Raw genomic sequence first — 26,405 nt, forward strand, 5'->3', positions numbered from 1 at the left:
GCGAGGTATGGCAGTTTCGTAGATCAGACCGGCAAGTCGGTGCCATCGGGCCGTAGGCCTGCCACGAACACCGCGACCAGGCGTGGAACGAGGTTCGGCATGGCGTCGTCGGACAATTCGATTTGTGGTCGGGTCAGTTTGGCCAGTGCTATGACGAACTCGAGGGGGAGTAGATCGGCGCGGACGAGTCCAGCGGCTTGCGCGGCACCGATCGCCGCGGACATCTGTGTCTTGGTCAGTTCTCGAGCTGCCAGAACCTCCAGGGGAAGTTCGGTGAAACTGTGGACTACCAGCGCGGGGATCAGCGCACCCAGCCTCAGTTCCACAAGGCGGTCCACCAGCCTGTGCCACGCTAGAGCGGGATCGGTCGGCATTCCCGCAAGTGCGGTTTCGGCGGCCTCTCGGGCGTCGGTGAGCGTCGCGATGGCAACGGCCGTCACCAGGTCCTCACGTGTCGGAAAGTTGCGGTAGAGCGTGGCAATGCCCACATTCGCGAGTTCGGCAACAGCGTCGAGAGGTGCGTCGTGCCCGCGTTGTGTGAACACCGCTCGCGCGGCTCCGACTATCGCATTCCTGCGTTCGAGCGCATCGGCTCTCATTTTCCACCTCCGATATTGACACTTCATCTTAACCGGAGGAATATCTTCCAGAATAGTCGGAGGAATATCCTCCACTTAGGGAGGTTGGAACATGGACGCCGTGTCCGAAAAGAAGGACAACATGAAGCTTGTCGCCGTGGTGCTGGGACTGTCGGCGGTGATCGGACTCATGTTGCTCGCCTTCGTTCTTCCCTCCGTCAACAGTGGTGCGCACGAATTGAAGTTGGGAATCGCCGGTCCCGCTCAGGCGACGACGCAGATCGCGGCATCGCTCGACGAGAACAAGCCGGGTGCATTCGCCTTCGATGAATTTGCTGACGCTGACGCTATTCGCGACGCAATCCGGAACCGAGACGTGGTCGGCGGAATTGTCGTGGATGCGGCGGGTCCGCGAATGCTGATCGCTACAGCGGGAGGTACGCCGATCGCTCAAACACTGACAGGTGTGGCAAGTGCATTGTCCGAAGCTTCCGGAACAAAGGTGGTTGTCGAAGACGTAGTTCCTCTGCCGAAGGACGACCCCGCCGGTGCTGGGCTCACTGCCCTCGCCTTGCCGTTGGTTTTCGGTGGCATGATGCCCGCTATCGTTCTGGTGCAACTGTTTCCGCGCAGTATCGCCAAGCGTGTGTCCGGCGCAGCCGGTATCGCGGTGGTCGCGGGCTTTGCCTTGACTGCCATCCTGCAGTTCGGTACGCACAGCCTGGATGGCAACTACGCCCTCACCTCGCTGGCCCTCGCAATGGGAATTTCCGCGATTTCCCTGACCATTCTGGGTCTCGAATCTTTGCTGGGGATGAAGGGCTTCGGGCTCGGGGCCGTTCTGATGATGTTCGTGGCCAACCCGCTTTCCGGGATGGCAACTACGGGCGTGTGGCTGCCGGCAGGCTGGGGCGCCTTCGGGCAGTTGCTGCCACCAGGTGCGGCTGGTGCTGCGGTCCGTTCGTTGGCGTTCTTCGACGGGCATGGTGCGGAGAAGTCAATTCTGGTGCTGACGTGCTGGATTGCTGTCGGAATTGCACTGTGTTTGGTTGCGGGAATGAAGAAATCCCTGTCGCCGGTGCTGGAGCCTGAGCCCGTCATGGCCTAGATTCCCGGGTGCAGTCGGTAGGCTCGGTGGAGTGGACAACTCTGTCGTCTGGTTTCGGCGTGACCTCCGGGTGCGCGATCTTCCTTCGCTCACCGCTGCAGCAGATGCAGGGGGAGAAGTATTGGGGTTATTCGTTCTCGACGAGAAGTTGCTCGGGCCGTCGGGGTCGCCCCGCCAGGATCAGCTGTTCGCCAATCTGACGGCGCTCGACCAGCAACTCGGCGGACGGCTGACGGTGGTTCGCGGTGATCCGGTGGACGTGGTCCCGCGGATCGCGGAATCCGTTGGTACCACGGAAGTTCACATCAGTGCCGACTACGGACCCTATGGGCGTCGGCGAGATGCAGCAGTTGCGGCCCAGGTAGAACTGATCGCCACTGGTTCCCCGTATGCGATTGCGCCGGGGCGCGTGACCAAATCGGATGGCGATCCGTACAAGGTTTTCACGCCGTATTTTCGGCGGTGGATGGAACACGGCTGGCGCGGACCGGCAGCAACAGATGCGCAGACGGTGCGATGGCTCGATCCCGGTGATCGTGACGGTGGCCCTCAGCGTGCGGGAATTCCGGCGGCGAACGGAAAAATTCTCTACCCGGCCGGCGAGATCGGCGCCCTGGAACAGTGGAAAGACTACTGCGAGAACAGTCTTGACCGGTACGACGACGAACGCAACCGGCCCGACCTCGATACGACGAGTCGGATGTCGATTCCATTGAAGTACGGCACCATCCATCCGCGAACCATGTTGGCAGATTTATCGAGGCGAACCGGCGACGGCCCACAGGCCTACCGTCGTCAGCTCGCCTGGCGAGACTTCTACGCGGACATCCTGTTTCAGCGTCCAGATAGTGCACGAGGAAACTACGACGCGAAGTTCGACCGTTTGCGCCACGACCGCGGCACCGATTCGGACGTGGCATTTCAGGCGTGGTGCGAGGGTAAGACCGGCTTTCCGATCGTCGACGCGGGGATGCGTCAACTGGCGGCCGAGCATTGGATGCACAATCGCGTCCGGATGATCGTTGCGTCATTTCTGGTGAAGGACTTGCATATTCCCTGGTGGCGCGGTGCTCGCTACTTCATGGACCACCTGGTGGACGGTGATCTGGCATCCAATCAGCATGGCTGGCAGTGGACCGCCGGTTCGGGAACCGACGCGTCACCGTTCTTTCGGGTGTTCAATCCGACCACGCAGGGCGAGAAGTTCGATCCCGAAGGCAACTACGTTCGGCGGTGGGTTCCCGAACTGCGGGGGATTCCGGGAAAGTCTGTGCACTCACCGAAAGCGATGCGTCCAGCCAACTATCCGGATCCGATTGTCGACCACGCTCACGAGCGTGAGGAAGCTCTGCGGCGATACGGTGAGATCAAGGGCTGACCGTTCAGAACGTTGGCTCTGCGACGGAGGGCGCCGAGTCTTTCCGTCTGCCGGTGATCAAGAGTCCGATCCGTGCCACCGCTGCCAATGCCATGACAAGCGCGCCGTAGCTTCTTGTGGTGTCGACTAATCCGATCTTGCCGACGAGGTAACCCGCGAGCAGCGCAGGGAGACTGTTGGCGAGATAGGCGATAACGTAGACGGTGGATGCCCGCTGGTGATTGTCTGCGAGTGGTATGACGGTGAGAATCGTGCATTGGAAACCGGCCCCGAATCCGATACCGGCAATGGCTGTTCCGGTAAAGATCGCTACGGTGGAAGAGATTTCGGCGCCCAATAGTGTGATTCCGACGCCGAGAATCAAGGTAGTGGTGCCGATCAGCATGACGGTGTGGCCAGAGAGATTGCGGAACGTGAGGACTGAGGCGGCGCCGAATCCGGTCAGTGTTGCGACCATGATCGCTCCGATCAACGAACTGTGCACATCAAGTGCGTTGCGTGCCAAGGCTGGTCCGAGTGAGAGGTAGAAACCGCCCAGGGCCCAGACGGCAGTCAAGCACGGCGCGGTCAGACAGTGCTGATTCGGTGGTAGACGATGTTATCGCACCGGTCGTCTACCGCATATTGTTCGACCTCGAGCCGCTGTCGGCAGAACGCGTCGCGGAACTGGTGGATCAGGTTCTTGCGCCGAAGGTTTCGGTTTAGCTCTGCCACTCGGTGGTTGTTCGGCGCGCAGTATCGAGAATTGCGATTGCCTGCAGTGTGTCCACTCGGGCGAGGACCAGTGCGCTTACTGTGCAGGACAACAGAATTCGAGTTCGATCATCGAGTGCGGGATCCGGTGCATCGGGGAATATCGCGATCAATCCGGACCGGAGTGCGTCGGAGAGTTCTCGGCGATAATTACGGACCACTTCGGCGAGTGCGTCGTCATGTGCGCCCATGCCGGTGGCGGTGTTCAGGAGCAGGCATCCGCGACGTGGTGATTCCGGCGTCATGGCGGCGATGGCAACGCTCAGTGAGTAGAGGTATTTGTCCACGGCGTCCGCGGTCGGGTTTTCGGTGAGTCCTCGCAGGCGCGGACGAATGACGTAATCGAGGTACATCGCGACGGCGGCATCGAAGAGACCCCGTTTGTTGCCGAAAGAGTTGTAGAGGCTGGACCGACTCAGGCCGGTTGCTGTTTCGAGGTCGGTAAGTGACACGCCCTCGTATCCGTGGGACCAGAACACGTCGAGAACTGCGGCAACGACGGTCTGGGTATCGAATTCCTGTGATCGGCCCATCGAACTCAATCCTTTCTGTATCGCCCGATCCAGTATATATTGAACTGACCGATACAAAATTCATCCGCAACTGAGGAGTCCACCGATGAACGTTGCCGGCTACATCTTCGCGGCGCTTGCCGCCGTTGTACATGTGTACATTTTTGTCCTCGAATCGATCCTCTGGACGGCGCCGAAGACTCGGGCGACGTTCGGCGTGAAGTCGGAGGAAGAAGCGCTCACCACAAAGCCGCTGGCCTTCAACCAGGGCTTTTACAACCTCTTCCTGGCTATCGTCACGGTGATCGGAATCGTGATCGCGGCCACGGGTTCTGCATCAGTCGGAATCGCACTTGTACTGGCCGGCGCAGGTTCGATGGTTGCGGCCGGCCTCGTCCTGATCCTGTCGTCGCCGGACAAGGCTCGCGCTGCCGTCGTGCAGATGTTGTTCCCGGTAATCGCGGTGATCCTCCTGGTGATTCACCTGTTGTGAGCGCTCGTCTCTAGCTTCCGCCGTGGACGAATGACTCGATCAAGCGGTGGCGCGGGGTACCCCGTCCGGGAGGGCGGGGGTGAGCGCTTGTTCGTGTGACTGTGTCCGCAGTGTCGGTGGTGTGTGAATGAATAGGTTTCATGCTCACCGGTCGCAGGTATCAGGTCAGGTTCACCCCTGCCCAACACCTGTATGCCGACGAGGTGGCGGGGATCTGCCGCACGGTGTGGAACACCGGGTTGGATCAGCGTCGCCATTACCGGCAGCGTCAGGCGTGGATCAACTACCACCAACAAGCCAAAGAACTGACCGAGGCGAAACGCGACCCTGAATTGGTGTGGCTCGCAGACGCTCCCGGGCATTGCCTGCAGCAGACCTTGATGGATCTGGACAAGGCCTGCCGCGCTCACGGGGTGTGGAAGATCAAGTCGACCGGCACGAAGGTCAGTGTTGATCTATCGATCACAGCCGACGCGGTGTACGAACGGCGGGACAGAAACCCTTTGGCAAGATTCAAGTCGATTTCGTTGCCGTTGAGCGTAAGAAGCAAGTCTGCCGGCGCACGGGTGCCGATCGGAGTGCCTTCACGGCGAGGCGCGTCGACTCTTCGTGTCAGGGTCGTGCGGGAACCTCCGTTACGGACGTCTACGACGCCCATTTCGGGGTCGAACCGGACCATGGGTCGGATCGGACACGGTGTAACTGACGGACATAACGCGTTCCCCCTGCATTGAGCGATTTCTGTTGATCGTAGGTGATGAGAGGCTTGCCGCGATTGTCTGAATCTGAAAATATACTGCCGTTTGACGCGCGGTTTGGCGAAAATGGTTCTATTGTTGGTCTTGGGTTTGTTGCGCATCCCACACATGAGTTTCCTACTTCAGACGAGGAGCGCCTATGAGGTTGCCGACTACTTGTTCTGTTGCTACGAAGGCTTGATCAAGCCGAGAATTGCTTCTGCCGGATGGTGCTCGAGACCCATCCGGCAGCGGCAATTTTTTTCTGTCCCGAACCCTCCCGCGTTTATCCGCCGGCGAACTTCTCGGAGGTCCCCAGATCGACTGGCAGTGCGATGCCGGTGATTCCCCGCCCCGCCGGCCCCACTAGATAGAACACCGCATCGGCGATCACGTCGGGTTCCACCCACGGGTGCGGCAGCAAATTCAGCTTCGACATGATGGGCGCAGTGTCCTCCAGAACCGGATTTTCCAGGTCCGGTCGGAATCCTCGGACCATCGGTTCGTTGTCGATCATCGTGGTGCGTACGTTGCCGGGGTGAACGGAGTTGACGCGGATGTCGGCCCAGCCAAGTTCGTTGGCCAGTGACTTTGCCAATCCGCGGACGGCATGTTTGGAAGCCGAGTAATGAACGATGCCCGGAACGCCGCGTAACCCTGCCATCGAGCTGATCAGTACGATCGATCCGCCGCGGTTGCCGTTCATGATGTGGGGGATGGATACCTTGGTGGTCAACCAGACCCCGGTGACGTTGATGTCCATCAGTTCACGAAACTCTTCGGGACTGAGATCCCAGGACAGTTTCGCCGACGCGGCGATGCCGGCATTGGCGATGACGATGTCGAGACGCCCGAACTTCTCGACCCCGGCGTCGACTGCCGCCTGCAGAGCGTCAAGATCGCGGGTATCGGCGACGGAGGCAGAAATGCGTCGGCCCTGTGCCTCCACCAGCTTCACAGTCTGGGCCAGATCCGATTCGGTAGCCATGTCGTATCCGGCTGTGGCAACAGGCGCACAGAGATCCACCGCGATGATGTCGGCGCCTTCCGAAGCAAGCTTGACTGCATGCGCGCGGCCTTGACCGCGTGCTGCTCCGGTGATGAACGCTACCTGTCCGTCCAAAATGCCCATGAAACTTCCCCTACCCGATTGAAGTACTGAAATCGCAGAACATGTTCATACTGCGTGCTCGTACTGGATCGGGCAGGGGGAATCGTGAAAATTGCTATCCGCGAAGAAGTTTCGTCAGATCATCCAGAACAGACATGTCTTCGATGGTCGACGGCACGGTGTACTCCTCGTTGTCCGCGATCTGGCGCATCGTCTTGCGCAGGATCTTGCCGGATCGAGTTTTCGGAAGCGCCTGCACGACGGTCACATCGCGGAAGGTGGCAACGGCGCCGATCTGATCGCGAACCCGGGCAACCAGCTCCTTCCGGAGCGTTTCGGGATCGATGTCGATGCCGGACTTGAGGACCACATAGCCGCTGGGCCGCTGTCCCTTGAGTTCGTCGTGGATGCCGATGACGGCGCACTCCGCGACGGCCGGGTGGCCGGCAACGACTGCTTCCATGCTTCCGGTTGAAAGGCGGTGTCCGGCAACGTTGATCACGTCGTCGCTGCGGCCGAGGACAAACACGTAGTTGTCTTCGTCGATGTAGCCGGAGTCGCCGGTGAGGTAGTAGCCGTCGAAGGTGGAGAGGTAAGACTTGACGTATCGATCGTCGTCGCGCCACAGTCCGGCGAGGGTTCCGGGAGGTAGCGGCAGGCCGATCACTATGTTGCCTTCGGTGTCCGGTCCGACGAGTTGTCCTCTGCCGTCGACGATTTCGACGCGATAGCCGGGGCAGGCGACTGTGGGGGAGCCGGCCTTGATCTCCATGGGTTCGAGACCGCGGAGGTTGGCGCAGATCGCCCAACCGGTTTCGGTCTGCCACCAGTGGTCGACGACGGGACGATCCAGGACACGCGTTGCCCACTCGTAGGTGTCGGGATCGAGGCGCTCTCCGGCGGCGAACAACGTGTCCAGCGACGAGATGTCGTACTTCGCAAGTTCTTCCGCATTGGGATCCATCTTGCGGACAGCGCGAATTGCCGTCGGGGCAGTGAACAAAGCCGATACTTTGTATTCGGAAATGATGCGCCAGAAGGCGCCGGCATCCGGGGTTCCGACGGGCTTGCCCTCGTACATGACTGTTGTTGCGCCTGCGAACAAGGGGCCGTAGACGATGTAGGAGTGGCCGACCACCCAGCCGACATCCGACGCGGTCCACCAGACTTGACCCGGTTCGATGTTGTACAGATTCTTCATTGTCCACGTGAGCGCCACGGCATGTCCGCCGTTGTCACGAACAACGCCCTTGGGCTTACCGGTAGTGCCCGAGGTATAGAGGATGTACAGCGGATCCGTCGCGGCAACGGAGACTGGAGCAGCAGGAGTGGCGTCGGCGATCAACTCGTCCCAGTCGAACCAGGCCGCGCCACTGGACTTGTAGTCGGCAGCGGAGCCGGGAATCTGGTCACGATTCTTGACGATCACCGTGTGCGCCGGAGTGGCGGAAAGCTGCAGAGCCTTCTCGACCATCGGCAGGTATTCGATGGCGCGCCCCGGTTCGAGGCCGCCCGACGCCGTCACCAGCACCACCGGGCCGGCGTCGTCGATCCGTGTTGCGAGTTCTTTGGCCGCAAAACCGCCGAACACCACGGAGTGCACCGCGCCGATGCGCGCACAGGCCAGCATGGCAATCGCAGCCTCGGGGATCATCGGCATGTAGATGATGACGCGGTCTCCGGCGACGACGCCCTGATCGCGCAGGACACCAGCGAACAGCGAAACTTGCTCGAGCAGTTCGGAGTACGTGTACGAAGTTTTGGTCGGAACCATCGCCGAATCGAAAATGAGCGCCGTTTGGTCGCCGCGGCCGTCGCGTACGTGGCGATCAAGGGCATTGAAGCTGGTGTTCAGCGAAGCATCTGGGAACCAGCGGTAGACGGGTGCTGCGGAGGCGTCGAGAGCTCTGGTGGGGTCAACATCCCAATCCACAGCGCGAGCCGCATCGAGCCAGAACTGCTCCGGCTGCTCCATGCTCTCGCGATACGCGTCGGCATAGGTGGTGTGGGCCGTCTGCTCGCGCTCGCTCATCGACGTGGGTCCTCTCATGACCTTCTTGTACCGCTGACTTGTTGCACTTTACTCGAGGACCGCGAATGTAGGACGCCAGAAGCCGACAGCACACTCTTGTGCGCTGGGCGGACGTGTTCTGTCGGTCAGCGGTGAGACTCGACACTGCGATCAGGGGCAGCTTCCGCTGCTGATTCCTCGGTTCGGATGGTAACGCGCAGAACCCCCAGCATGAAGAGCGAGATTCCGAACCCGATGAGTGCTCCGAACTGATTTTCCGTGAACAGATACACCTGAGTCACGAGGAGGCTGATGACGATTGATGCACGGAGCAGTCGGAGTGCTCGCAGGTAGCGGTCACGGAGGAGGAACCACACACCCAGAATTACCAGGATCGTCGAAGTTGCGCTCGACAGAATAACAACAAGATCTGAGACGTCCTCGGCTACGATCTCCACTTTCGTGAACACCGAGACTGCCGCGGTGGCTACCGCACCCAATGCTTCTACGATGAACAGCGCCAACACGATTCGACGGACGATGCGATGCCCGAGGAAGGCGTCGAGGCTAGTGGAAACGGAATTGCGCCAGTTAGTGAGCCGCGATTCGATGCCGTCACCTGTCGGGGTGTGCGAGTGCAGTCCGGTCTTGATGGAACCGGCAAGGTCCGCTAGTTCCGGATCTTGCACGCCGTCGAGAACGCGTAGTGCATGGCGGTAACGGATCGCGTCCAATTGTCCGAGGGCGAGATCCGAGAGTGCGCGGGCGCCGATGGCTAGTCGATGGCGGTCTTTCATTCCGCGGCGAATCACGACTTCACGCGTCGCCAGGTAGAACAGAACAAAGACGACGTACATGATTGCGATTGCGGGTTGGTAGAAGTAGTTGACGTCGGAGGTGACAAACTTTCCGACCTCGTCGATGAACAAGCCGAATCCGATGCCGCCGATCAGTGATGCACGATCACGGATGCGACTGCCTTCCGTGATGGCAGTCATGACAATCGCGACAGCCATCAGCAGTCCACCCCAGAGAACATGCGCGACATGTAGTCCACCGCCGCCGATTTGGGGGTATCCCATCGCAGCGAGATATCCGCGGGTGACGAGTACCGTTGCTACCGAAGCAAAAAGAAACAGTTCGAATCGTGCGAGTGCTGCGCGGTCGTAGTTGTGCGTCAGCGTCTTCACGGTGGTCGTCTTCTGGTCCGTTGTCTGCGGTGTCGTCGGCCTCGGCGTCATCGGGGTACTCCCAAATTTCGATAGCGGGCGATCCGCGTAGTGGTCCTGTCGACGGTGGTCTCTTCGGTCAGGCGGGCGAGTTCGTGCGCGATAGCTGCTCCGACGCGTTTGGAGAACTCGACAGGCTCATCGGCTGCATCGGGCATTTCGGGAATAATCCCGTCGACGATGCCGTCGCGGAGAAGATCTGACGATCGAATTCCTTGCGCTGCGGCCATCTGGGGTGCGTGTGTGATGTCGCGGTGCACGATGGCGCTGGCACCTTCGGGAGGGAGCGGTGCGAGCCAACCGTTCTGCGCGGCGAGAACGCGATCGGCCGGCAGCAGAGCCAGAGCGCCGCCGCCGGTGCCTTGGCCGAGAATTACCGACACGGTCGAGGTTTTCAACATCACGAGATCCGCGATGCAGCGTGCGATTTCAGGGGCCAACCCGCGCTCTTCGGCTTCCTTGGACAGCGAAGCCCCGAGGGTGTCGATGACAAGAACAAGCGGAAGTTGAAGTTCTTCCGCCAGTTTCATCCCGCGCCTGGCTTCGCGCAGAGCTGCCGGGCCCATGGTGTTGAGCGCGGATTGACCGCTTCGATCCTGCCCGAGCAGGATGCAGGGGTAACCGCGAAAACGTGCGAGCGAGAGCAGGATCGTCTTGTCGGTCTCGCCTTGTCCGGTGCCACTGAGCGGTACCTGTTCGGTGGCAGCGTGACGCAGCAGTTGCCGGATTCCGGGACGATCCGAACGCCGCGAGAGCATCACCGATTGCCAGGCCGGTACGTCCGGGATCTCGGGGACTACTGCAGGATCGGGGAGGTGCGGCGATGGGGGATCGGCGAGTACGCACAGTGCTCGATTGACCAGCAGGCGTAAGCGGTCGACGGGAACGACACCGTCGATGACACCGTTGCGATACAAGTTCTCGGATGTCTGGATGCCGTCGGGAAACTTCTCGCCGTAAAGAGCCGCGTAGACGCGTGGCCCGAGAAAGCCCACCAGCGCGCCGGGTTCCGCAATGGTGATGTGGCCCAATGAACCCCAGGACGCAAAGACTCCGCCGGTCGTGGGGTTGCGCAAGTACACGAGATAGGGGAGATGAGCGCCCTTGTGGACGGCGACTGCCGCCGCGATCTTGACCATCTGCACGAAGGCGACTGTGCCTTCCTGCATTCGGGTTCCACCGGAAGTAGGGGAAGCGAGGAGCGGAAGTTGCTGCGCCGTGGCACGTTCGACTGCCGAGACGATTCGTTCTGCCGCCGCGACACCGATGGAACCGGCGAGAAAGCTGAAATCGCAGGCGATTACCGCCACCCGACGCCCACGAACGGTGCCGACGCCGGTCATGACCGACTCGTCGGCACCGCTCTTCGCTCGGGCGTTGGCGAGGTCTACTGCATATTCGGGCCCCGGATGGACGTCGAGCGGCTCGACATCCCAGGAGTCGAAGCTCCCGGGATCAAGCACGTGAGTCAGTAGTTCCTGGGCAGAGATACGCACAGCACCCTCCATTTTCGGCGATTACTCCATCCCGGACGAACCTACCGTCCCAGGCTGGAGGTGGGATCAGCGCCCGAAGGCCTCCCTCCAGGAGACCACCTTGCCGATACGAAGGATGGAGCGCTGGTAGATCTTTGCGGCGATGATCGAGAACAAAACGGTGACCGTGAGCATGAGGACAATCGTTCCGACGATCTGGAACGGCGTCGCAACTCCGGCGGCGATACGCAACGGCATGAGGATGGCCGAGAACGGGGGAATCCAACTCAGCACATTGCTCAGTGTGCCCTCAGGGTTCCCGACGGTGGAAAATGCGATACCGAACATTGCCACGATGAGGATGACCAGCGGCGCGGCTGTCGCGTTGACGTCCTCCTGCCGCGAAACCATGGAACCTGCTGCGGCATAAAGGACAGCGAAGAATGCGAATCCCAGGATGAACCAGCCGACTGTGCCGATCAGAACACCGATCGCGGTACCGGTCACGGTCAACATCCCGGTGGCCAGGCCCGTGCCCACTCCGGCGATGGCATAGGCGGCGAGCTGCAGCAATCCGACTGCGCCGATTCCGATGACCTTGCCCCACAACAGCTGCAGTGGTCGAAGCGTCGAAAGCAAGAGTTCGACGACGCGGCTGGACTTCTCCTCGACGACACCCATCGCAACGTACGTTCCGAACAACATGATCTGCATGTACAGCAGGGCGACAGCAGCGATCGAGAGCGCAATGCGCTGTCCCTGTTCGGGATCCGGCGGATCCAGGGTTTCCAGGGTGACCTTCGCGCCTGCAGTGGACGCGGCGAGCTGCGCGGGGTCGACGCCGGCTTCGGTCAGTGCCTCCGACTGCGCTTGCCCGGCCACGGAACCCTCGATGATTGCGCGGAGGTTTGTGGTGATCTCCTTGTTGGTGATGACGGTGGCGCCGCCGTTTGCGGCCGGGATGACCGCAACATCGAGGTCGCCGTCCTGCACACGGGTGCGGGCGGTCGCTTCGTCGCTGACTTCCGTGACCTCGACGCCGGTGCCGACGGCTTCTCCGGAAGCAATGAGGGCAGCAGAAAGTGACTGGCTGCCAACCAGACCGATCTTCGATTTATCTTCTTCGCCCCCCGAGAACAAGGAGAAGGCGATGATGCCGCCGACAATGGCGATCAGAATGATGATGTTGCTGATCAGGAAGCTCTTCTTGGCAATCTGTGTGGTGAATTCGCGCTTGGCGACCAAACCTATGGCGCGGGTACCGCTCAACGGAGTGCTCACGCTGAAACCACCTCTCGGAACAAGTCGGTCAGGGAGGGACGATGACGGGTGAATTCATGCACCGGACCGGTCTTCAGGGCGGCGTGCAGAATCTGCTGGTCGTCGGCGGCATTGTCGACACTGAGAAGGGTGCGTCCGTCGTGGTGGCTGACGGTGCTGACACCGATGAGATGATCAGCCCAACCGGGTGGGGCGTCAGGTGCAAGGATCTCGAGTTGCGTGTTGCCTTTGCCTCGGAGTTCGTCGACGGTTCCGACCTCGCGCATACTGCCACGGCTGATAATGCCTACGCGGTCGCTGAGGCGCTCCACGAGTTCGAGTTGGTGACTCGAGAAGATGACCGGTACACCGGTGCGGGCCTTCTCCACGAGCACGTCGCTCATGACATCGACGGCTACCGGGTCCAGACCCGAGAACGGTTCGTCGAGAACAAGTACCGCTGGATCGTGGACCAGAGCAGCGGCGAGCTGAACTCGCTGCTGGTTGCCCAGCGAGAGTGAGTCGACGGTGTCCTTGGCCCTGTCGGCGATTCCGAGGCGCTCGGTCCAGAAAGTGGTTGCCGTTCGGGCATCTGCCTTCGAAAGTCCGTGCAGCTCGGCAAGATACGCGAGTTGTGCGCCTACCTTCATCTTCGGATAGAGGCCACGCTCCTCCGGCATGTATCCGATAGTGCGTCGTACGTCGAGGTCCACGGGATTGCCGCCGAGACGTACTTCCCCCGAATCTGCTGCGAGCACACCGAGGGCGATGCGCATCGTCGTAGTCTTGCCGGCGCCGTTACTGCCGACAAACCCGAATATCTCGCCGGGGCGCACTTCGAAGCTGAGGTTGTCGAGCGCTACAACATCGCCGTAGCGCTTCGAGATTCCGTCGATTGTCAGGGTTGAGGCCATGATTCCTTCTCATCGTTCGGGTGTTGCTCTTACGTGGTGCAGGCGTGGGTTCGGCTAGTCGGTGTCGCCAGGTTCCGGATCCGGCTGGTTCCACGCGAGAATCATTGCCGGTGTACATGCGCCGATCAGCATCGCGGTGATTGCAAGTAGTCCTCCTGTGTACGGGAGTTTCTCTACATTCCAACCCACCGACGAGGTAAAAATCAGGAATATCGCGACAATGAACACCAACGATTGGGTCACGGTCAATGCAATGGAGCGAGCATTGTTGCGTTGCTGGATTTCCCATTCGTCGAGAGCGTGACTCGGTGCATCGCCCTGGCGCCCCGACACGATCTGCAGTGCCGTCCACAGCGGCAGGAACATGACAGTGACCACGGGCCATGCCACCGCGACCATGGTGTTGAACAGGCATGCGACGGCCACTGCGATCATCACGATGAACACGAGGCTGAGCGCCCGCACCAGAACGCGTCGGCGCCGACGCGTTCGCCACGTGGGCAACCAGTGTTTGAACACTTCCTCGTTCTGCAGGAAGCGTCGAGTGCGGTGGGCTTGGTATCGATCGATCAGATTTGTTTCAGACACTTGGCTTTTCGCTCCCCTCGGGATATCGGTCGGATCGGTAGACCTCCGTGGACAGAGGACTGAAATCCGTGCGGGAGAACACAGCTTCCACCGGCAGATCGAATACTGCGCAGATCCGAAACGCGAGGTCCAGGCTGGGGTAGTGATCGCCGCGTTCGAGTACACCGACTGTCTGTGGATTGACGTCGACAAGCTGTGCGAGCTGAATCCGACTCATCTTCCGCTCGGCGCGAAGCATCGCGATTCGATTGAAGATGGGGAGTGAGTCTCCCCGGCGGACTGGGCTCATCCATCAGAGTGTTGTAAAAACACAACAGTTTGTCAATGTTCGCCAATATGCAGCGTGTCCGGTTCCCATCCTGGATGGGTCGACCGCGTCAGGCTTGGCGAAACCGAAAGGGGCGAGTCGGTGGTTGCCGAAAAGGTGGTTGTCGAGGAGTTGGTGCTCGAGAAGTCCCGTGTTGCCGTATCCGTTCGCGGCGACGGTAGTTACAGTGTGGCGCGTGCCTCGCGCGAGAGAATCTGGCACGACCGGCTGGAAAAGGGCGCCGTCATCGGCATCGGTGAACACACTCCCGGTGACGTCGAGGGCGAATCCTGGTGGGTTGTCTGCGGACAGTCCGACGTCGGAGCCGATGTGACGGTTCGACTCGAAGATGGTTCGCATGTTCCGGTCCGGCGGATCGGAGACATCTTTGTCAGTGAATGGGTGAGCCTGCCGCAACAGGCGTTGCTGTATCGATCGGACTGGCCGGTGGAATCTCAGCCGGCCAATCTGTCGGTACTGTTTGCGTGTCCGCGATTTATGCCCAAGGCGCCGTTTCCGGAGAATGATCGTTTGTAGACGGCATTTGGCGTGGTCGTCCGATTTTTTTGGGCGGCCAAGTCCGACCTGGATTTGTTACGGTTCGTACTGTACCGTTTTGGTATGACAACGTGGCCTGGCAATCTGGCGGTCGTACAAGTACGAGTCGCCCGCCCCACCGACAAGCTGGGAGAAGTGATTGCGTTCTATCGCGATTGCCTCGGACTTCGCGAGCTGTATCGATTTTCCGGGCACGCCGGCTTCGACGGCATCATGCTCGGGCTACCCGACGCGAACTACCATCTCGAGTTCACTACTCACGTCGACGGAAGTCCGTGCCCAGCGCCCAGCGCCGACAATCTCCTGGTTCTGTACTTCGCCGGCGAAGCTGCGATGTACGAGGTTGTGCAGCGGCTTGGCGAGGCTGGACACGAACCCGTCGAATCCGAGAATCCGTACTGGGCGGAGAATGCGGGAATGACTTTCGAAGATCCCGACGGATGGCGACTGGTGCTCATGCCGAGGCCGGTGCTGTAAATGGTTCGTAGTCGCGACGAGCGAATCGACGACGCCGTTCTTTCTGCGACGCTGGAGTTGTTGGGGGAGAAGGGGTATGGCGAGCTTTCCATCGGATCGGTAGCAACGAGGGCCGGGGTGCATCGCCCGGCGATCTACCGACGTTGGCCGTCGAAGCGGCATCTGGTCGTGGATGTGGTCCAGGCGCAGATCGGGACCCATCCGACGCCCGATACCGGCGATCTCAGAGCGGATCTGGTCGCCGGTATCTCGACGTTGGTTGTCGGCCTGCGCGATACCGTCGTGGGTGCCGTTCTGCCTGCGTTAGTTGCAGACCTGGCGGCAGATCCGGAATTGGCACGCGATTTCCAGGCGAACTTTTTTCAGCCGCGACGCAATTCGACTGCAGCAGTGCTGGAATCGGCTTGCGCTCGCGGTGAGATCCGTGACGACTTCGACCTGGATTTTGTTCTCGACGCGTTGGCTGCGCCCATCTACTACCGGGCCCTGTTCCGCCATCTGCCGTTGGACGAACTGCTCGCCGAGCAATCAGTCGACTCGGTACTCCTTGCGCTGGCTCGCCCGTTCAGTTGAGTTCGAGCGGGTTCGGGCCGACGCGAGTGTCCGTGTTGAGACCGGCGATCGCGGCCGAATCGTCTGCGGTGAGCGCGAAGTCGAAGATGTCGGCGTTGTCGCGCATGCGCGCCGGGGTCACTGACTTCGACAGTACGGTGTGGCCCTGCTCGATGTGCCAGCGGAGGATGATCTGAGCCACGGACTTGCCCTGTGCCTCAGCGATCTTGGTGATCGTCGGATCGTCGAGGATGGTTCCCTGGCCCAGCGGACTCCAGGCTTCGATCTCGATGCCGCGAGACTGGGCGTATTCCCGTGACGTGTGCTGCTGGAGCCTCGGGTGGAGTTCGATCTGATTGACGGCGGGTGTGATCGAACTGTGCTGGGCCAGCAGATCGAGGTGTTCCGGCAGGAAATTGGAGACACCGATCGCACGGGCACGGCCGGAGGCGAGGATCTTTTCGAATGCCGCCCAGGTCTCGACAAAGAGGCCCTTTTCCGGGGCGGGCCAATGGATCAGGTAGAGGTCCACGTAGTCCAGGCCGAGCTTGCCCAGGCTGGTGTCGAAGGCTGCGAGTGCGCTGTCATGGCCCTGGTCGTCGTTCCACAATTTGGTGGTGACAAACAGTTCCTGCCGGGGAATGCTCGAAGCCGCGATGGCGCGGCCGACGCCGGATTCGTTTCCGTAGATTGCGGCGGTGTCGATGTGGCGGTAGCCGATGTCGAGGGCTTCGCCGGTTACGTCCTCGGTCTGTGAGTCCGGAACCTGGAATACGCCGTACCCGAGTTGGGGGATGGTGATCGGCTCGCCGGTTGTTCCGTGCGTGAGCGTGGTTTCGGGGATCGACAACATTTCTGGGGTGCCTTTCTCGGAGAGGCGAGCCGACGGCTTTGTGTGCATCCGGCTATCTATAGTGCGCATGCAACTATTGCGTGCGCCTCATAAATAGTTGCACACGCATGATGTCTGCGCAAGCGCGCGAATTATTCGACCCGGTTGGTCACTCCTCGAACAGTTGCCCGCCATCCATTCGCCAACGACGGGTGCTGCGCGTGGAACTGAGCATGCGGCGATCGTGGGTGACAAGCAGAAGGGTGCCCTCGAACGATTCCATCGCCTGCTCGAGTTGTTCGATTGCCGGCAGATCCAGGTGGTTGGTGGGCTCGTCGAGAACCAGAAGGTTCACGCCGCGCGCCTGAAGCAAAGCCAGTGCTGCTCTGGTTCTTTCGCCGGGAGACAAAGACTGCGCCGACCGCAGTACGTGGTGCCCCCGCAGGCCGAATTTCGCGAGTAGTGTCCGGACATCAGCATCGGGCCACTCCGGAACCTGAGCGCCGAAAGCCTCGACCACCGGCTGATCGCCCTCGAAAAGACCACGGGCCTGGTCGATTTCGCCGATCGCCACACCGGATCCGAGGGATGCGATGCCCTCGTCCGGAACGAGCTTGCCCAGAAGTACATTCAGCAGTGTCGTCTTGCCGGCGCCGTTTGCGCCGGTAATCAGGATGCGATCGCCCCAATCGATCTGCGTGGTGACTGGCCCGAAGGTGAAGGATCCGCGGGTTACCTTGGCGCCGTTGGTAGTTGCCACCACAGATCCGGAACGTGGGGCCGCCGCGATCTCCATCCGCAGATCCCATTCCTTGCGGGGCTCTTCCACGACTTCGAGCCGCTCGATACGACGCTGCGTCTGACGGGCCTTGGCCGCTTGCTTTTCCGTCGATTCGGTACGCAATCCGCGGCCGATCTTGTCGTTGTCCTTCGCTTTACGACGCGCATTGCGGACGCCGTGTTCCATCCAGTTGCGCTGCATCTGTGCGCGATCTTCGAGATCGGACCGGGTGCCCGCGTACTCCTCGAACGCTTCACGGGCGTGCTGGCGAGCAATCTCACGCTCGGCGAGGTATGACTCGTAGCCGCCGTCGTACACCGCGATGTTCTGTTGCGCCAGATCGAGTTCCACGATTCCGGTGACGGTGCGCGAGAGGAATTCACGGTCGTGACTGACCACCACGAGTGCGGCACGGGTTTCGTCGACAAAGCGCTCGAGTTGTTCGAGGCCCCGCAGATCGAGATCGTTGGTGGGCTCGTCGAGCAGCAGGATGTCGTAGCGCGAGAGCAACAGAGAGGCGAGTCCGGCGCGCGCAGCCTGTCCGCCGGAGAGCGCGGTCATCTGGGCGTCGAGGGGAACGCCCAGGCCCAGTTCGTCGACAACCTTTTCGGCGCGCTCGAGCAGATCGGCGCCGCCGAGCGTCAGCCATCGCTCGAGTGCGGGAGAGTACAGATCTTCTTCGGACTCGGCCAGGGTTTCGGCAGCCGCATTCATGACCTCTTCGGCGTGCGCGACTCCGGTGCGTCGGCCCAGGAACTCGAGGACGGTTTCGCCTTCGATGCGGTCCGGTTCCTGGGCGAGGTAGCCGACTGCAGCGTCGGGTGGGCTCAGGGTGATCGAACCCTCGACATCCGCAGTCCCGGTTCCGGCGAGCGCGGTCAAGAGCGTCGACTTGCCCGCGCCGTTGGCGCCGACGAGGCCGATGACGTCGCCGGGAGCGACGGTGAGATCAAGATCGGAGAACAGGGTGCGTTCTCCCCGGGAAGCTGAGAGTCCGCTGATGCGCAGTGTTGCAGTCACCCGTCAAGTATCTCAGCAGATGGTCAGTGTCGAATCAGGTGGTACCAGCAGGGATGCGCCGCGCGAACCGGAAGCCCGGCGTCACTCACGTCGGCCGGATCACTGGACTCCATGGTCCAACCGTCGAAGTGGCGCACGACGTCGTCACGCGAAACGCCATGTGGCATCGGCCAGCGATGCCCGTGGCTGAAGGCGAACATGATCATCGACGCACCGGGCGCCGTGACGGCATTCACCGACTGCACGTAGGCGTGACGCTCGTGTTCGTTGAGCCCGTGAAAACAACCGATGTCCAGGACCAACCTGTTGCCCGGGTCGACGGCGATGTGCAGATCGGCGGCATCTTCATGGAGAAATCGGATGGTGGTGCCGGCTTCGCGGGCATGGATACGTGCTTTGTCCAGCGGTTCCTGCTCGGAGTCGACGCCGGTGACGTGCCAAGCGCGCTCGGCCATTTCGATGGAATGTCTGCCGGTTCCGCAGCCGATATCGAGCGCACGTCCGTTTTCGGGGACGGGAACTTTGTCGAGGAGTGCTGATAGTTGTGCGTCGAAACCGTGGCCCGTGTGCTCCCACGGAGTGACTCCGACTTTGTAGGCGAGATGGTACGGAACATTCATCGCCGTCTCTTTTCTCGAGGCGATTCTAAGGCTTGTCTTCCAAGGTAGACGGCCATTTCGGGCAGGACAAGGGGGCAGGTGCGGGAACACTCCAGCGGAGTGCCGCGTTGCCTAGGTATGACCGAATCACAAGACGTGACCTCTGTTCCGAGCATTGTGCTGGCCGACGGCAAGACGATTCCTGCGTTGGGATTCGGTGTTTTCCAGGTTCCGGACGACGAAACTCAGGAAGCCGTCTCGACCGCACTGAAGGCCGGATACCGCAGCATCGATACCGCCAAGATCTACGGCAACGAGGTAGGAGTCGGCCGTGCGATAGCCGAATCCGGCATCAACCGCGGCGACCTCTACATCACCACGAAGTTGTGGAATAGCGATCAGGGCTACGACTCGACGCTCGCGGCCTTCGACGCCAGCCTCGACAAATTGGGCCTCGACTACCTCGATCTGTACCTGATCCACTGGCCCGTCCCGTCACAGGACCTGTACGTCGAGACGTTCAAGGCATTTCAAAAGCTCAAGGCCGACGGCCGGGTTCGCTCCATCGGCGTCTCCAACTTCACCATCGAGAATCTCGAACGCGTCATCGGTGAGAGCGGTGAGGTGCCGGTCCTCAACCAGATCGAGCTTCACCCCAAGTTCAATCAGTCGGAACTGCGCGCCTTCCATACGGGCAAGGGAATCGCTACGGAGGCGTGGAGTCCACTCGGACAGGGCACGGTGCTGACGGATCCCGTTCTGAAGAAGATTGCCGACGCCCACGGCGTCACCACAGCCCAGGTGATCATTCGCTGGCATCTGCAGATCGGGAACGTCGTCATCCCCAAGTCAGTGACGCCTGCGCGGATCGAGGCGAACTTCGACGTCTTCGGATTTGCATTGACACCGGACGAGATCAACGCCATCGGCGCGCTCAATGACCCGTCCGGTCGCATCGGTCCGGATCCGGCGGTGTTCGGAGGCTGAGAACTACGTATTCCAACACCGACGGCGCTCCCACATCAGTGTGGGAGCGCCGTCGGTTTCAGCTACGAACTAGTTCAGTTGCGAGCGATGCGCTGCCGTGAAGGCGATGTGCTCATCAGTGCGTCCGGTACGGAGCTTCTCCACCCACTCGGGATCGGCGAGGAGTGCACGACCGACGGCAACCATGTCGAATTCGCCGTCCTCGTACTGAGATTCGAGACGTTCCAGTCCGGTGACCGATGATGCCGCGTCGGCGGTGAAAGCTGTGGTGAACACCGAATCGAGTCCGACCGATCCGACGGTGATGGTTGGCAGGCCCGTCAGCTTCTTCGTCCAGCCGGCCAGTCCGAGTTTGCCGTCTTCGCCGTCGAGTTCCGCAAACGCCGGTTCCCAGTGACGCCGCGTCGACGGATGCAACACATCGACTCCCGCGTCGACGAGCGGAGCGAGGATGCGGCCGAGTTCATTGGGGCTCTGGGCGATTCGAGCGTCGTACTGGCCCGACTTCCACTGTGAGAATCGGTAGACGATCGCAAACTCGTTTCCGACGGCCTCGCGAATGGCGGCAACAACTTCAGCGGGGAAGCGGGTACGCGCTTCGAGTGATCCGCCGTAGGAATCGGTGCGGACATTGCTTCCGGCCCAAAGGAACTCGTCGAGCAGGTAGCCGTGCGCTCCGTGCAGTTCCAGTCCGTCGAAGCCGGTGTTCTTCGCGTTGAGTGCAGCGTCGACCCAGGCCTGCTTCAAGTTTTCGAGATCCGCGGAGGTGAACTCCCGTCCCAACGGAGTGCCGTCCAATGCCAGGCCAGAAGGACTGACGGTCTGGACGTCCGGATTGAGCTGAGGCTTGTCGCCACGTTCGACACCCAGGTGCCAGAGCTGCGGAATGATCGATCCGCCCTCGGCGTGGACGGCGTCGACAACTGACTTCCAGCCGTCGAGGCTCTCGTCGCCGTAGATGCGCGGTACTCGAGTGTGGGGTCCGGCGGCCGGGTCCGGGATATACGTACCTTCGGTGATGATCAGGCCGACGCCACCGGCTGCGCGACGCCGGTAGTACTCGGCAACGTCGGCGCCGGGGATTCCGTCCGGCGAGAATGCGCGGGTCATCGGGGCCATGGCGAAGCGGTTACGCAACGAGAGCGATTTCACCTCGAACGGCTCGAAGAGGCCGCGCAGGGCTGAGGATGTGGTCGAAGCGTGGGAAAGAGTCACGGAGCTCTTCAACGCGAACAATGCGCTGCCTATTCCGCGGCCCCGCCACCTGCGTCGGTGAGCCGGTGAGCGGGTGCAACCAGCTGTCTTGCAGGAATTTTCGACCGTTCGGATTGTCGGTACATTTTAGTTTGTGCATTAACTATTAACATGCGATATGGTCGTGCAAAAAGTTCTTGAGAGCGGTATCGAGCACGAAAGAGGACGACGAGCATGACAACCACGGTGCCGAATGATCGGGCTGGCGAGCTGGAACCGATTCCGGAGCGGCCCTACCCGAAGCGACGTGATCCCAAGGGGTCGTGGATGCTCGAGATGTTCACGACCACCGATCACAAGAAGATCGGGATCATGTACCTGATCACCGCATTCGGGTTCTTTCTGATCGGCGGTTTGATGGCGCTGTTCATGCGCGCGGAACTGGCAGTGCCAGGTATGCAGTTTCTCTCGAACGAGCAGTTCAATCAGCTGTTCACCATGCATGGCACTGTCATGCTGCTGCTGTATGCGACGCCTGTGGTTTTCGGTTTCGCCAACTACATCTTGCCGTTGCATATCGGTGCCCCTGATGTGGCGTTCCCGCGTCTGAATGCATTCGGGTTCTGGCTCTTCACTTTTGGCGGTTTGATCGTTCTCGGCGGGTTCATCACGCCCGGCGGTGCCGCCGACTTCGGCTGGACCGCGTACACCCCGCTCTCTGGGGCGGTACATAGTCCGGGCGTTGGCGCTGACCTTTGGGTCTTCGGTCTGACAGTCGGTGGTCTCGGGACTATCCTCGGCGCGGTCAACATGATCACTACAGTGATCTGCCTGCGTGCCCCCGGTATGACCATGTTCCGCATGTCCATCTTCACCTGGAACATCTTCATCACCAGCATCCTGATCCTGATCGCTTTTCCGTTGCTGACCGCCGCGTTCATGGGTCTGTTCGTCGATCGGCATCTCGGTGGTCATATCTTCGACCCGGCAACGGGCGGAGTTCTGTTGTGGCAGCACCTGTTCTGGTTCTTCGGTCACCCCGAGGTGTACATCATCGCGCTGCCGTTCTTCGGCATCGTCTCGGAGATCTTCCCGGTCTTCAGCCGTAAGCCGATCTTCGGCTACAGCGGCCTGGTGTACGCAACGCTGGCCATCGCAGCCCTGTCGATCGCAGTGTGGGCTCACCACATGTACGCAACCGGTGCTGTTCTGCTGCCGTACTTCTCGTTCATGACGTTCTTGATCGCGGTGCCGACAGGCGTGAAGATATTCAACTGGATCGGAACTATGTGGAAGGGGCAGTTGACCTTCGAGTCGCCGATGCTCTTCTCGATCGGCTTCCTGATCACCTTCCTCTTCGGTGGACTGTCGGGCGTCATCCTCGCAAGCCCGCCGCTCGACTTCCACGTCACGGACACGTATTTTGTTGTCGCCCACTTCCACTACGTGGTGTTCGGCACCGTCGTGTTCGCCACCTACGCCGGTATCTACTTCTGGTTTCCGAAGATGACCGGCCGCATGATGGACGAGCGCCTCGGCAAGTGGCACTTCTGGACCACGTTCGTCGGTTTCCACGGCACGTTCCTCGTGCAGCACTGGTTGGGTGCCGAAGGTATGCCGCGTCGTTACGCCGACTACCTGCCCAGCGACGGTTTCACCGTGCTGAACTCGGTATCGACAATCTTCGCCTTCGTTCTCGGCGCCTCCACGCTGCCGTTCCTCTGGAACGTCTTCAAGAGCTACCGATACGGCGAAGTTGTCACGGTCGACGATCCGTGGGGTTACGGAAACTCGCTCGAATGGGCAACCAGTTGCCCGCCGCCGCGCCACAACTTCACCGAGTTGCCGCGCATCCGCAGCGAGCGTCCGGCATTCGAACTGCACTACCCGCACATGGTTGAGCGGATGCGCGCAGAAGCGCACGTCGGTCTCACCGGACAGCCGACGTCGACCGAACCGAACGCGTCGATCGCGCCATGAGTGCCACCACAATCGCGCTCTGCGGTGTCCTCACCGCACTCACCCTCATTGTCGGTGGAATCCTCGCGGCCGCGAACACAACTACCAGGCCGACCGTCACTCACACTGTAGTGCGGACATCCACCGTCCTCGCGGCGGCTTCGACCCTCGTCGCATTCATTCACCTCACAGCCTGAGAGCCGGACCTCCGAAAGGTGACGATCGTCGCGAGATTAATTAGTGCGGTAATAGTTACTGCACTAATTAATCTGATATCGTGGGATTCATGACCACGAAAGCTCCGCAGGTGCAGTTGGATGATCCGCTGGCTCTCGACCGGCAGGTGTGTTTTGCGCTTGCCATCGCGAACCGGGCAGTGTTGTCCGTGTATCGCCCTCTGCTCGAGCCGATGGGTCTGACACATCCCCAGTATCTGGTGATGCTGGCACTGTGGGGCAAGGCTCCGATGGCGGTCAAGGAAATCGGGCAGGCTCTGCAGCTTGATTCGCCGACGCTGTCTCCGCTTCTCAAGCGACTCGAAGCGTCCGGGTTGATCACGCGAACCCGGAGTCGGGCAGACGAACGTCAACTCGACGTCGATCTCACAGAAGCGGGTGTGGCGTTGCGCAGCGAGGCGGAGAAAATTCCACCGGCGGTTGTCGCGAAACTCGGTGTGAGCCTTGGGGAACTCGAGGAACTTCACAATGTGCTGACGCGAGTCAACGAAGCTGCGTTGCGTGCAGGAGCTTTGGGTGAATGAGAAAAATGTAATGACAATTTCAACGTCGATGCATACCGAACAGGTGAGTTCAGTGACTACCAGGAAACAACGATTGAGCCCGAATCCTATTCAGTGGATAGGCTATTCGTTTGGTCGCAAGTTGCCCGACTCCATGCAGGAGTGGGTACGCAAGGACTTGATCGGCGATTGGGCTGTGCCGAGGCACCTTCTCCGCAGTATGGTTCCCTTCCTGCCGGTTTTTGTGGTCTTCATGATGTTCCCCGGTCCCTGGGCGCTGCGCGCGTCGATGGTTCTTCTCGGTGTGCTTCTGGCTCTGTTCTACTCGGTCGCGTACATGGCGCAGAACCGGTCTCGTCGTCTCGAACGTCACGGATTGCCGGCAGATCTCGAGAACCCGAAGAAGATTTCACGCCAGGACGCCGAGAAAGCTGCCTACGAAAAGCTACACGGCCCGATCTCCTCCTGATTACCGGTCGGCGAACTCTTGTGCTTCGAAGGCGAGATCATCGGCGGCAGATTCCATTTGGGCGGTTGCCCGGTCGGGAGCAGTAAGAACCCCGACGATCGGCACGGCCAATGCCAGGAGTCCGAGCACGAAGACGGGAAACAGGAACGCGAACACTTCGAGGCCTTGGGGCGCCGGCGCTGACGGATCGTGAGTAATTTCGACGGCCGCCATTCCCGTGTAATGCATTCCGACGACGGCGATTCCCATGATGACACCGGCAAAGAAACGCAGCACCGTGGATTCCAGAACCATCGTGAACCACAACGCGGCCGTGCCGGCAACCACTGCGATCAAGACCGACAGTGCGACAAAGTACATGTTGTAGTGAATCTCGCCTTGAAAATGCAAGGCGCGCATGCCCAGATAGTGCATGATGTTGACCGCGACACCCACAACGAGACCGCCGGTGAGAAGCCTGCTCAAGCGGAACGTGGTTCCGAGGATCAAGAGACCGACAAATACGGCGGTCACGGAAATTACGGCAGAAACGATCGTCCATGTCAGGCCGTAGCGAATCGGGCTCCCGGGCACCGCAAATCCGAGCATCGCAATGAAGTGCATCAGCCAGATTGCTACACCGCCGATAGACAGAGCCCCCATGAACAACCAGCGCATCCGCGCCGCGGTGTGGGTTGCAGCTGCCGAATGACGCGTACACGCCAAGCCGACAACCGATCCGGTGACGGAAACGACGAAGGCGAGTCCGAGCAGCCAGAGTCCCATCGAGAAATGATGCATTTCATCTGACATGCCAGTTCCTTTCAGTGTCAATGGTATTGATTGGTCAAGCTGGGTCAAGCGAGAGCTGCGGCCGCAAGAAATTCGAGTGAGTATTCGGTAACCGCGATCAGTGCCTGTTTGGCGGACTCGCGGTTTCGCGCATCGATCTCGATCATCGGAATTCGATTGGGTAGTGCCAGCGCCTGACGGAGATCGCTGGCCGAGTGGATGGGCGCACCGTCAAAGCGGTTGACTGCCACGATGAACGGTAGGCCGCGGGCCTCGAAGAAGTCGACGGCAGCAAAACTGTCTTCGAGTCGACGCGTGTCGACGAGGATGACAGCCCCGATGGCGCCGGTGATGAGGTCGTCCCACATGAACCAGAAGCGCCGCTGACCAGGAGTGCCGAACAGGTAGAGAACCAGGTCGTCGGCCAGGGTGATACGGCCGAAATCCATTGCCACCGTTGTGGTGTTCTTGTTCGGAGTAGCGCCGAGGTGATCGATACCGTCACTGGCATCGGTGACCATTGCTTCGGTCCGCAGGGGGACGATCTCGGAGACCGTTCCCACCAGAGTCGTCTTTCCGACGCCGAATCCTCCGGCGATCACGATTTTTGTCGATTTGACGCGAGACGGTGCGTCAGAGTGCCCGAAGTCCACTGAGGGTCCTTTCGATCAATTCGCGGCGCTCGACGCTGGTCGCATCGCTTCGCAGAGTGGCTTGTACTTCCAATGCCCCGGTGACGACGAGATCCGCCACCAGAACCCGTGCCACGCCGATCGGAACAGCAAGGTGCGCAGCGATTTCCGCGATGGAGATTCGCTGTTCACACAGGGTGACAATCGACGCACGGATGTCCTCAGGTGCAAGGCGTTTCGTGAGGGCGTCTTCGACCGTCGCAACTATTGCTTCGAGCGGAAGATCGATGGACGGTATTGTCCGACCTTCGGTGAGCGCGTAGGGGCGAACCAGATTCGGTTCGATGTCAACGTGCCCGGATCGATGATGAGGCATCGAGA

The 26,405-nt window shown here is 60.6% G+C and carries 30 protein-coding genes; 12 read left to right on the forward strand and 18 right to left on the reverse strand.

Translation table 11 applies throughout. From position 1 onward, the window contains the following. Positions 1-23: 23 nt before the first annotated feature. Complete coding sequence (locus QM600_RS07820) at positions 24-599, reverse strand: TetR/AcrR family transcriptional regulator (RefSeq protein WP_283260896.1); 576 nt, start codon at positions 597-599, stop codon at positions 24-26. A 91-nt stretch (positions 600-690) separates the two neighbouring features. On the opposite strand from QM600_RS07820, the gene QM600_RS07825 reads away from it, so the two are divergent. Continuing rightward, positions 691-1,686, forward strand: a complete 996-nt coding sequence (locus QM600_RS07825; RefSeq protein WP_283260897.1) for an ABC transporter permease — start codon at positions 691-693, stop codon at positions 1,684-1,686. A gap of 31 nt (positions 1,687-1,717) precedes the next feature. After that, entirely contained in the window at positions 1,718-3,064 is a 1,347-nt protein-coding gene (locus tag QM600_RS07830; RefSeq protein ID WP_283260898.1) for a cryptochrome/photolyase family protein, read from the forward strand. 4 nt (positions 3,065-3,068) lie between these two features. Here the strand turns inward: QM600_RS07830 and QM600_RS07835 are convergent, their stop codons facing one another. After that, entirely contained in the window at positions 3,069-3,620 is a 552-nt protein-coding gene (locus QM600_RS07835; RefSeq protein WP_283260899.1) for a hypothetical protein, read from the reverse strand. Between the two features lie 145 nt (positions 3,621-3,765). Then, positions 3,766-4,350, reverse strand: a complete 585-nt coding sequence (locus tag QM600_RS07840; RefSeq protein ID WP_283260900.1) for a TetR/AcrR family transcriptional regulator — start codon at positions 4,348-4,350, stop codon at positions 3,766-3,768. 85 nt (positions 4,351-4,435) lie between these two features. Between QM600_RS07840 and QM600_RS07845 the strand changes: the two genes are divergently transcribed. Next, positions 4,436-4,822, forward strand: a complete 387-nt coding sequence (locus QM600_RS07845; protein ID WP_283260901.1) for a DUF1304 domain-containing protein — start codon at positions 4,436-4,438, stop codon at positions 4,820-4,822. A 140-nt stretch (positions 4,823-4,962) separates the two neighbouring features. Continuing rightward, positions 4,963-5,556 carry a helix-turn-helix domain-containing protein gene (locus tag QM600_RS07850; RefSeq protein ID WP_283260902.1) on the forward strand — a complete coding sequence of 198 codons (594 nt, stop codon included), beginning with the start codon at positions 4,963-4,965 and terminating at the stop codon, positions 5,554-5,556. 289 nt (positions 5,557-5,845) lie between these two features. Here QM600_RS07850 and QM600_RS07855 read toward each other — a convergent pair whose 3' ends face one another. The 8 genes from QM600_RS07855 to QM600_RS07890 form a co-directional block, all read right to left on the reverse strand. Beyond that, positions 5,846-6,691 carry a mycofactocin-coupled SDR family oxidoreductase gene (locus tag QM600_RS07855; RefSeq protein WP_283260903.1) on the reverse strand — a complete coding sequence of 282 codons (846 nt, stop codon included), beginning with the start codon at positions 6,689-6,691 and terminating at the stop codon, positions 5,846-5,848. Positions 6,692-6,785: 94 nt separating this feature from the next. Next, positions 6,786-8,702 (reverse strand): propionyl-CoA synthetase, encoded by a 1,917-nt coding sequence (locus QM600_RS07860; protein ID WP_283260997.1) that lies wholly within the window; start codon positions 8,700-8,702, stop codon positions 6,786-6,788. A 125-nt stretch (positions 8,703-8,827) separates the two neighbouring features. Beyond that, positions 8,828-9,922 (reverse strand): hypothetical protein, encoded by a 1,095-nt coding sequence (locus QM600_RS07865; protein ID WP_283260904.1) that lies wholly within the window; start codon positions 9,920-9,922, stop codon positions 8,828-8,830. Continuing rightward, positions 9,919-11,418: an acetyl-coenzyme A carboxylase carboxyl transferase subunits beta/alpha gene (locus QM600_RS07870; protein ID WP_283260905.1), complete on the reverse strand. Its 1,500-nt coding sequence runs from the start codon at positions 11,416-11,418 to the stop codon at positions 9,919-9,921. The genes QM600_RS07865 and QM600_RS07870 overlap by 4 nt, the downstream gene beginning before the upstream one ends. A gap of 54 nt (positions 11,419-11,472) precedes the next feature. Then, positions 11,473-12,666 (reverse strand): ABC transporter permease, encoded by a 1,194-nt coding sequence (locus QM600_RS07875; protein ID WP_283260906.1) that lies wholly within the window; start codon positions 12,664-12,666, stop codon positions 11,473-11,475. Further along, entirely contained in the window at positions 12,663-13,559 is an 897-nt protein-coding gene (locus tag QM600_RS07880; RefSeq protein WP_283260907.1) for an ABC transporter ATP-binding protein, read from the reverse strand. The genes QM600_RS07875 and QM600_RS07880 overlap by 4 nt, the downstream gene beginning before the upstream one ends. Before the next feature lie 54 nt (positions 13,560-13,613). After that, complete coding sequence (locus tag QM600_RS07885; RefSeq protein WP_283260908.1) at positions 13,614-14,147, reverse strand: hypothetical protein; 534 nt, start codon at positions 14,145-14,147, stop codon at positions 13,614-13,616. Then, positions 14,140-14,436, reverse strand: coding sequence for a helix-turn-helix transcriptional regulator (locus QM600_RS07890; RefSeq protein WP_283260909.1), 297 nt, complete (start codon positions 14,434-14,436; stop codon positions 14,140-14,142). Before QM600_RS07890 ends, QM600_RS07885 begins: the two co-directional genes overlap by 8 nt. A 120-nt stretch (positions 14,437-14,556) precedes the next feature. Here QM600_RS07890 and QM600_RS07895 point away from each other — a divergent pair, with 120 nt between their 5' ends. From QM600_RS07895 to QM600_RS07905, 3 genes are all read left to right on the forward strand, one after another. Continuing rightward, a complete protein-coding gene (locus QM600_RS07895) occupies positions 14,557-14,991 on the forward strand; it encodes a hypothetical protein (RefSeq protein ID WP_283260910.1) in 435 nt (144 codons plus the stop codon). Between the two features lie 84 nt (positions 14,992-15,075). Further along, complete coding sequence (locus QM600_RS07900; RefSeq protein WP_283260911.1) at positions 15,076-15,489, forward strand: VOC family protein; 414 nt, start codon at positions 15,076-15,078, stop codon at positions 15,487-15,489. Continuing rightward, on the forward strand, positions 15,490-16,062 hold the full coding sequence (locus QM600_RS07905; protein WP_283260912.1) for a TetR/AcrR family transcriptional regulator: 573 nt from the start codon (positions 15,490-15,492) through the stop codon (positions 16,060-16,062). Here QM600_RS07905 and QM600_RS07910 read toward each other — a convergent pair. The 3 genes from QM600_RS07910 to QM600_RS07920 all read right to left on the reverse strand — a co-directional run bounded on the left by QM600_RS07910 (position 16,055) and on the right by QM600_RS07920 (position 19,294). After that, a complete protein-coding gene (locus QM600_RS07910) occupies positions 16,055-16,894 on the reverse strand; it encodes an aldo/keto reductase (RefSeq protein ID WP_283260998.1) in 840 nt (279 codons plus the stop codon). The genes QM600_RS07905 and QM600_RS07910 overlap by 8 nt on opposite strands. A 148-nt stretch (positions 16,895-17,042) precedes the next feature. Further along, the gene (locus QM600_RS07915) at positions 17,043-18,674 is read right to left on the reverse strand and encodes an ABC-F family ATP-binding cassette domain-containing protein (RefSeq protein WP_283260913.1); all 1,632 of its coding nucleotides are present in this window, start codon (positions 18,672-18,674) and stop codon (positions 17,043-17,045) included. Positions 18,675-18,697: 23 nt separating this feature from the next. After that, on the reverse strand, positions 18,698-19,294 hold the full coding sequence (locus QM600_RS07920; RefSeq protein ID WP_283260914.1) for a class I SAM-dependent methyltransferase: 597 nt from the start codon (positions 19,292-19,294) through the stop codon (positions 18,698-18,700). A gap of 117 nt (positions 19,295-19,411) precedes the next feature. Between QM600_RS07920 and QM600_RS07925 the strand changes: the two genes are divergently transcribed. Next, on the forward strand, positions 19,412-20,260 hold the full coding sequence (locus QM600_RS07925) for an aldo/keto reductase (RefSeq protein ID WP_283260915.1): 849 nt from the start codon (positions 19,412-19,414) through the stop codon (positions 20,258-20,260). 69 nt (positions 20,261-20,329) lie between these two features. On the opposite strand, the gene QM600_RS07930 is transcribed toward QM600_RS07925, so the two are convergent. Beyond that, complete coding sequence (locus QM600_RS07930; RefSeq protein WP_283260916.1) at positions 20,330-21,475, reverse strand: NADH:flavin oxidoreductase; 1,146 nt, start codon at positions 21,473-21,475, stop codon at positions 20,330-20,332. A 213-nt stretch (positions 21,476-21,688) separates the two neighbouring features. On the opposite strand from QM600_RS07930, the gene ctaD reads away from it, so the two are divergent. From ctaD to QM600_RS07950, 4 genes are all read left to right on the forward strand, one after another. Beyond that, positions 21,689-23,434 (forward strand): aa3-type cytochrome oxidase subunit I, encoded by a 1,746-nt coding sequence (gene ctaD / locus QM600_RS07935; RefSeq protein ID WP_283260917.1) that lies wholly within the window; start codon positions 21,689-21,691, stop codon positions 23,432-23,434. Further along, the gene (locus tag QM600_RS07940; protein ID WP_283260918.1) at positions 23,431-23,610 is read left to right on the forward strand and encodes a hypothetical protein; all 180 of its coding nucleotides are present in this window, start codon (positions 23,431-23,433) and stop codon (positions 23,608-23,610) included. The genes ctaD and QM600_RS07940 overlap by 4 nt, the downstream gene beginning before the upstream one ends. An 89-nt stretch (positions 23,611-23,699) precedes the next feature. Further along, positions 23,700-24,173 (forward strand): MarR family winged helix-turn-helix transcriptional regulator, encoded by a 474-nt coding sequence (locus QM600_RS07945; RefSeq protein ID WP_283260919.1) that lies wholly within the window; start codon positions 23,700-23,702, stop codon positions 24,171-24,173. 28 nt (positions 24,174-24,201) lie between these two features. Then, complete coding sequence (locus QM600_RS07950) at positions 24,202-24,621, forward strand: DUF5313 family protein (protein ID WP_283260999.1); 420 nt, start codon at positions 24,202-24,204, stop codon at positions 24,619-24,621. Here the strand turns inward: QM600_RS07950 and QM600_RS07955 are convergent, their stop codons facing one another. The 3 genes from QM600_RS07955 to QM600_RS07965 are packed head-to-tail and all read right to left on the reverse strand — an operon-like array spanning position 24,622 to position 26,400. Then, positions 24,622-25,413 carry an MHYT domain-containing protein gene (locus QM600_RS07955; RefSeq protein WP_283260920.1) on the reverse strand — a complete coding sequence of 264 codons (792 nt, stop codon included), beginning with the start codon at positions 25,411-25,413 and terminating at the stop codon, positions 24,622-24,624. It lies immediately after the preceding gene. Between the two features lie 44 nt (positions 25,414-25,457). Then, positions 25,458-26,045: a GTP-binding protein gene (locus QM600_RS07960; RefSeq protein WP_283260921.1), complete on the reverse strand. Its 588-nt coding sequence runs from the start codon at positions 26,043-26,045 to the stop codon at positions 25,458-25,460. After that, positions 26,026-26,400 carry a DUF742 domain-containing protein gene (locus QM600_RS07965; protein ID WP_283260922.1) on the reverse strand — a complete coding sequence of 125 codons (375 nt, stop codon included), beginning with the start codon at positions 26,398-26,400 and terminating at the stop codon, positions 26,026-26,028. The genes QM600_RS07960 and QM600_RS07965 overlap by 20 nt, the downstream gene beginning before the upstream one ends. Positions 26,401-26,405: the final 5 nt, after the last annotated feature.

Origin of the sequence: Rhodococcus sp. IEGM 1379, assembly GCF_030056815.1 — a bacterium.
Classification (GTDB): Bacteria; Actinomycetota; Actinomycetes; order Mycobacteriales; family Mycobacteriaceae; genus Rhodococcus_F.

Bases quoted from the DNA above. Each gene is read 5' to 3' on its own strand.
- QM600_RS07825 (WP_283260897.1), top strand. From the start codon at position 691: ATGGACGCCGTGTCCGAAAAGAAGGACAACATGAAGCTTGTCGCCGTG.
- QM600_RS07950 (WP_283260999.1), top strand. From the start codon at position 24,202: ATGCATACCGAACAGGTGAGTTCAGTGACTACCAGGAAACAACGATTG.
- QM600_RS07840 (WP_283260900.1), bottom strand. From the start codon at position 4,350: ATGGGCCGATCACAGGAATTCGATACCCAGACCGTCGTTGCCGCAGTT.
- QM600_RS07955 (WP_283260920.1), bottom strand. From the start codon at position 25,413: ATGTCAGATGAAATGCATCATTTCTCGATGGGACTCTGGCTGCTCGGA.
- QM600_RS07965 (WP_283260922.1), bottom strand. From the start codon at position 26,400: ATGCCTCATCATCGATCCGGGCACGTTGACATCGAACCGAATCTGGTT.
- QM600_RS07865 (WP_283260904.1), bottom strand. From the start codon at position 9,922: ATGACGCCGAGGCCGACGACACCGCAGACAACGGACCAGAAGACGACC.
- QM600_RS07920 (WP_283260914.1), bottom strand. From the start codon at position 19,294: ATGAATGTTCCGTACCATCTCGCCTACAAAGTCGGAGTCACTCCGTGG.
- QM600_RS07845 (WP_283260901.1), top strand. From the start codon at position 4,436: ATGAACGTTGCCGGCTACATCTTCGCGGCGCTTGCCGCCGTTGTACAT.
- QM600_RS07910 (WP_283260998.1), bottom strand. From the start codon at position 16,894: ATGTTGTCGATCCCCGAAACCACGCTCACGCACGGAACAACCGGCGAG.
- QM600_RS07820 (WP_283260896.1), bottom strand. From the start codon at position 599: ATGAGAGCCGATGCGCTCGAACGCAGGAATGCGATAGTCGGAGCCGCG.
- QM600_RS07880 (WP_283260907.1), bottom strand. From the start codon at position 13,559: ATGGCCTCAACCCTGACAATCGACGGAATCTCGAAGCGCTACGGCGAT.
- QM600_RS07890 (WP_283260909.1), bottom strand. From the start codon at position 14,436: ATGAGCCCAGTCCGCCGGGGAGACTCACTCCCCATCTTCAATCGAATC.
- QM600_RS07870 (WP_283260905.1), bottom strand. From the start codon at position 11,418: ATGGAGGGTGCTGTGCGTATCTCTGCCCAGGAACTACTGACTCACGTG.
- QM600_RS07945 (WP_283260919.1), top strand. From the start codon at position 23,700: ATGACCACGAAAGCTCCGCAGGTGCAGTTGGATGATCCGCTGGCTCTC.
- QM600_RS07905 (WP_283260912.1), top strand. From the start codon at position 15,490: ATGGTTCGTAGTCGCGACGAGCGAATCGACGACGCCGTTCTTTCTGCG.
- QM600_RS07855 (WP_283260903.1), bottom strand. From the start codon at position 6,691: ATGGGCATTTTGGACGGACAGGTAGCGTTCATCACCGGAGCAGCACGC.
- QM600_RS07940 (WP_283260918.1), top strand. From the start codon at position 23,431: ATGAGTGCCACCACAATCGCGCTCTGCGGTGTCCTCACCGCACTCACC.
- QM600_RS07850 (WP_283260902.1), top strand. From the start codon at position 4,963: ATGCTCACCGGTCGCAGGTATCAGGTCAGGTTCACCCCTGCCCAACAC.
- ctaD (WP_283260917.1), top strand. From the start codon at position 21,689: ATGACAACCACGGTGCCGAATGATCGGGCTGGCGAGCTGGAACCGATT.
- QM600_RS07860 (WP_283260997.1), bottom strand. From the start codon at position 8,702: ATGAGCGAGCGCGAGCAGACGGCCCACACCACCTATGCCGACGCGTAT.
- QM600_RS07925 (WP_283260915.1), top strand. From the start codon at position 19,412: ATGACCGAATCACAAGACGTGACCTCTGTTCCGAGCATTGTGCTGGCC.
- QM600_RS07900 (WP_283260911.1), top strand. From the start codon at position 15,076: ATGACAACGTGGCCTGGCAATCTGGCGGTCGTACAAGTACGAGTCGCC.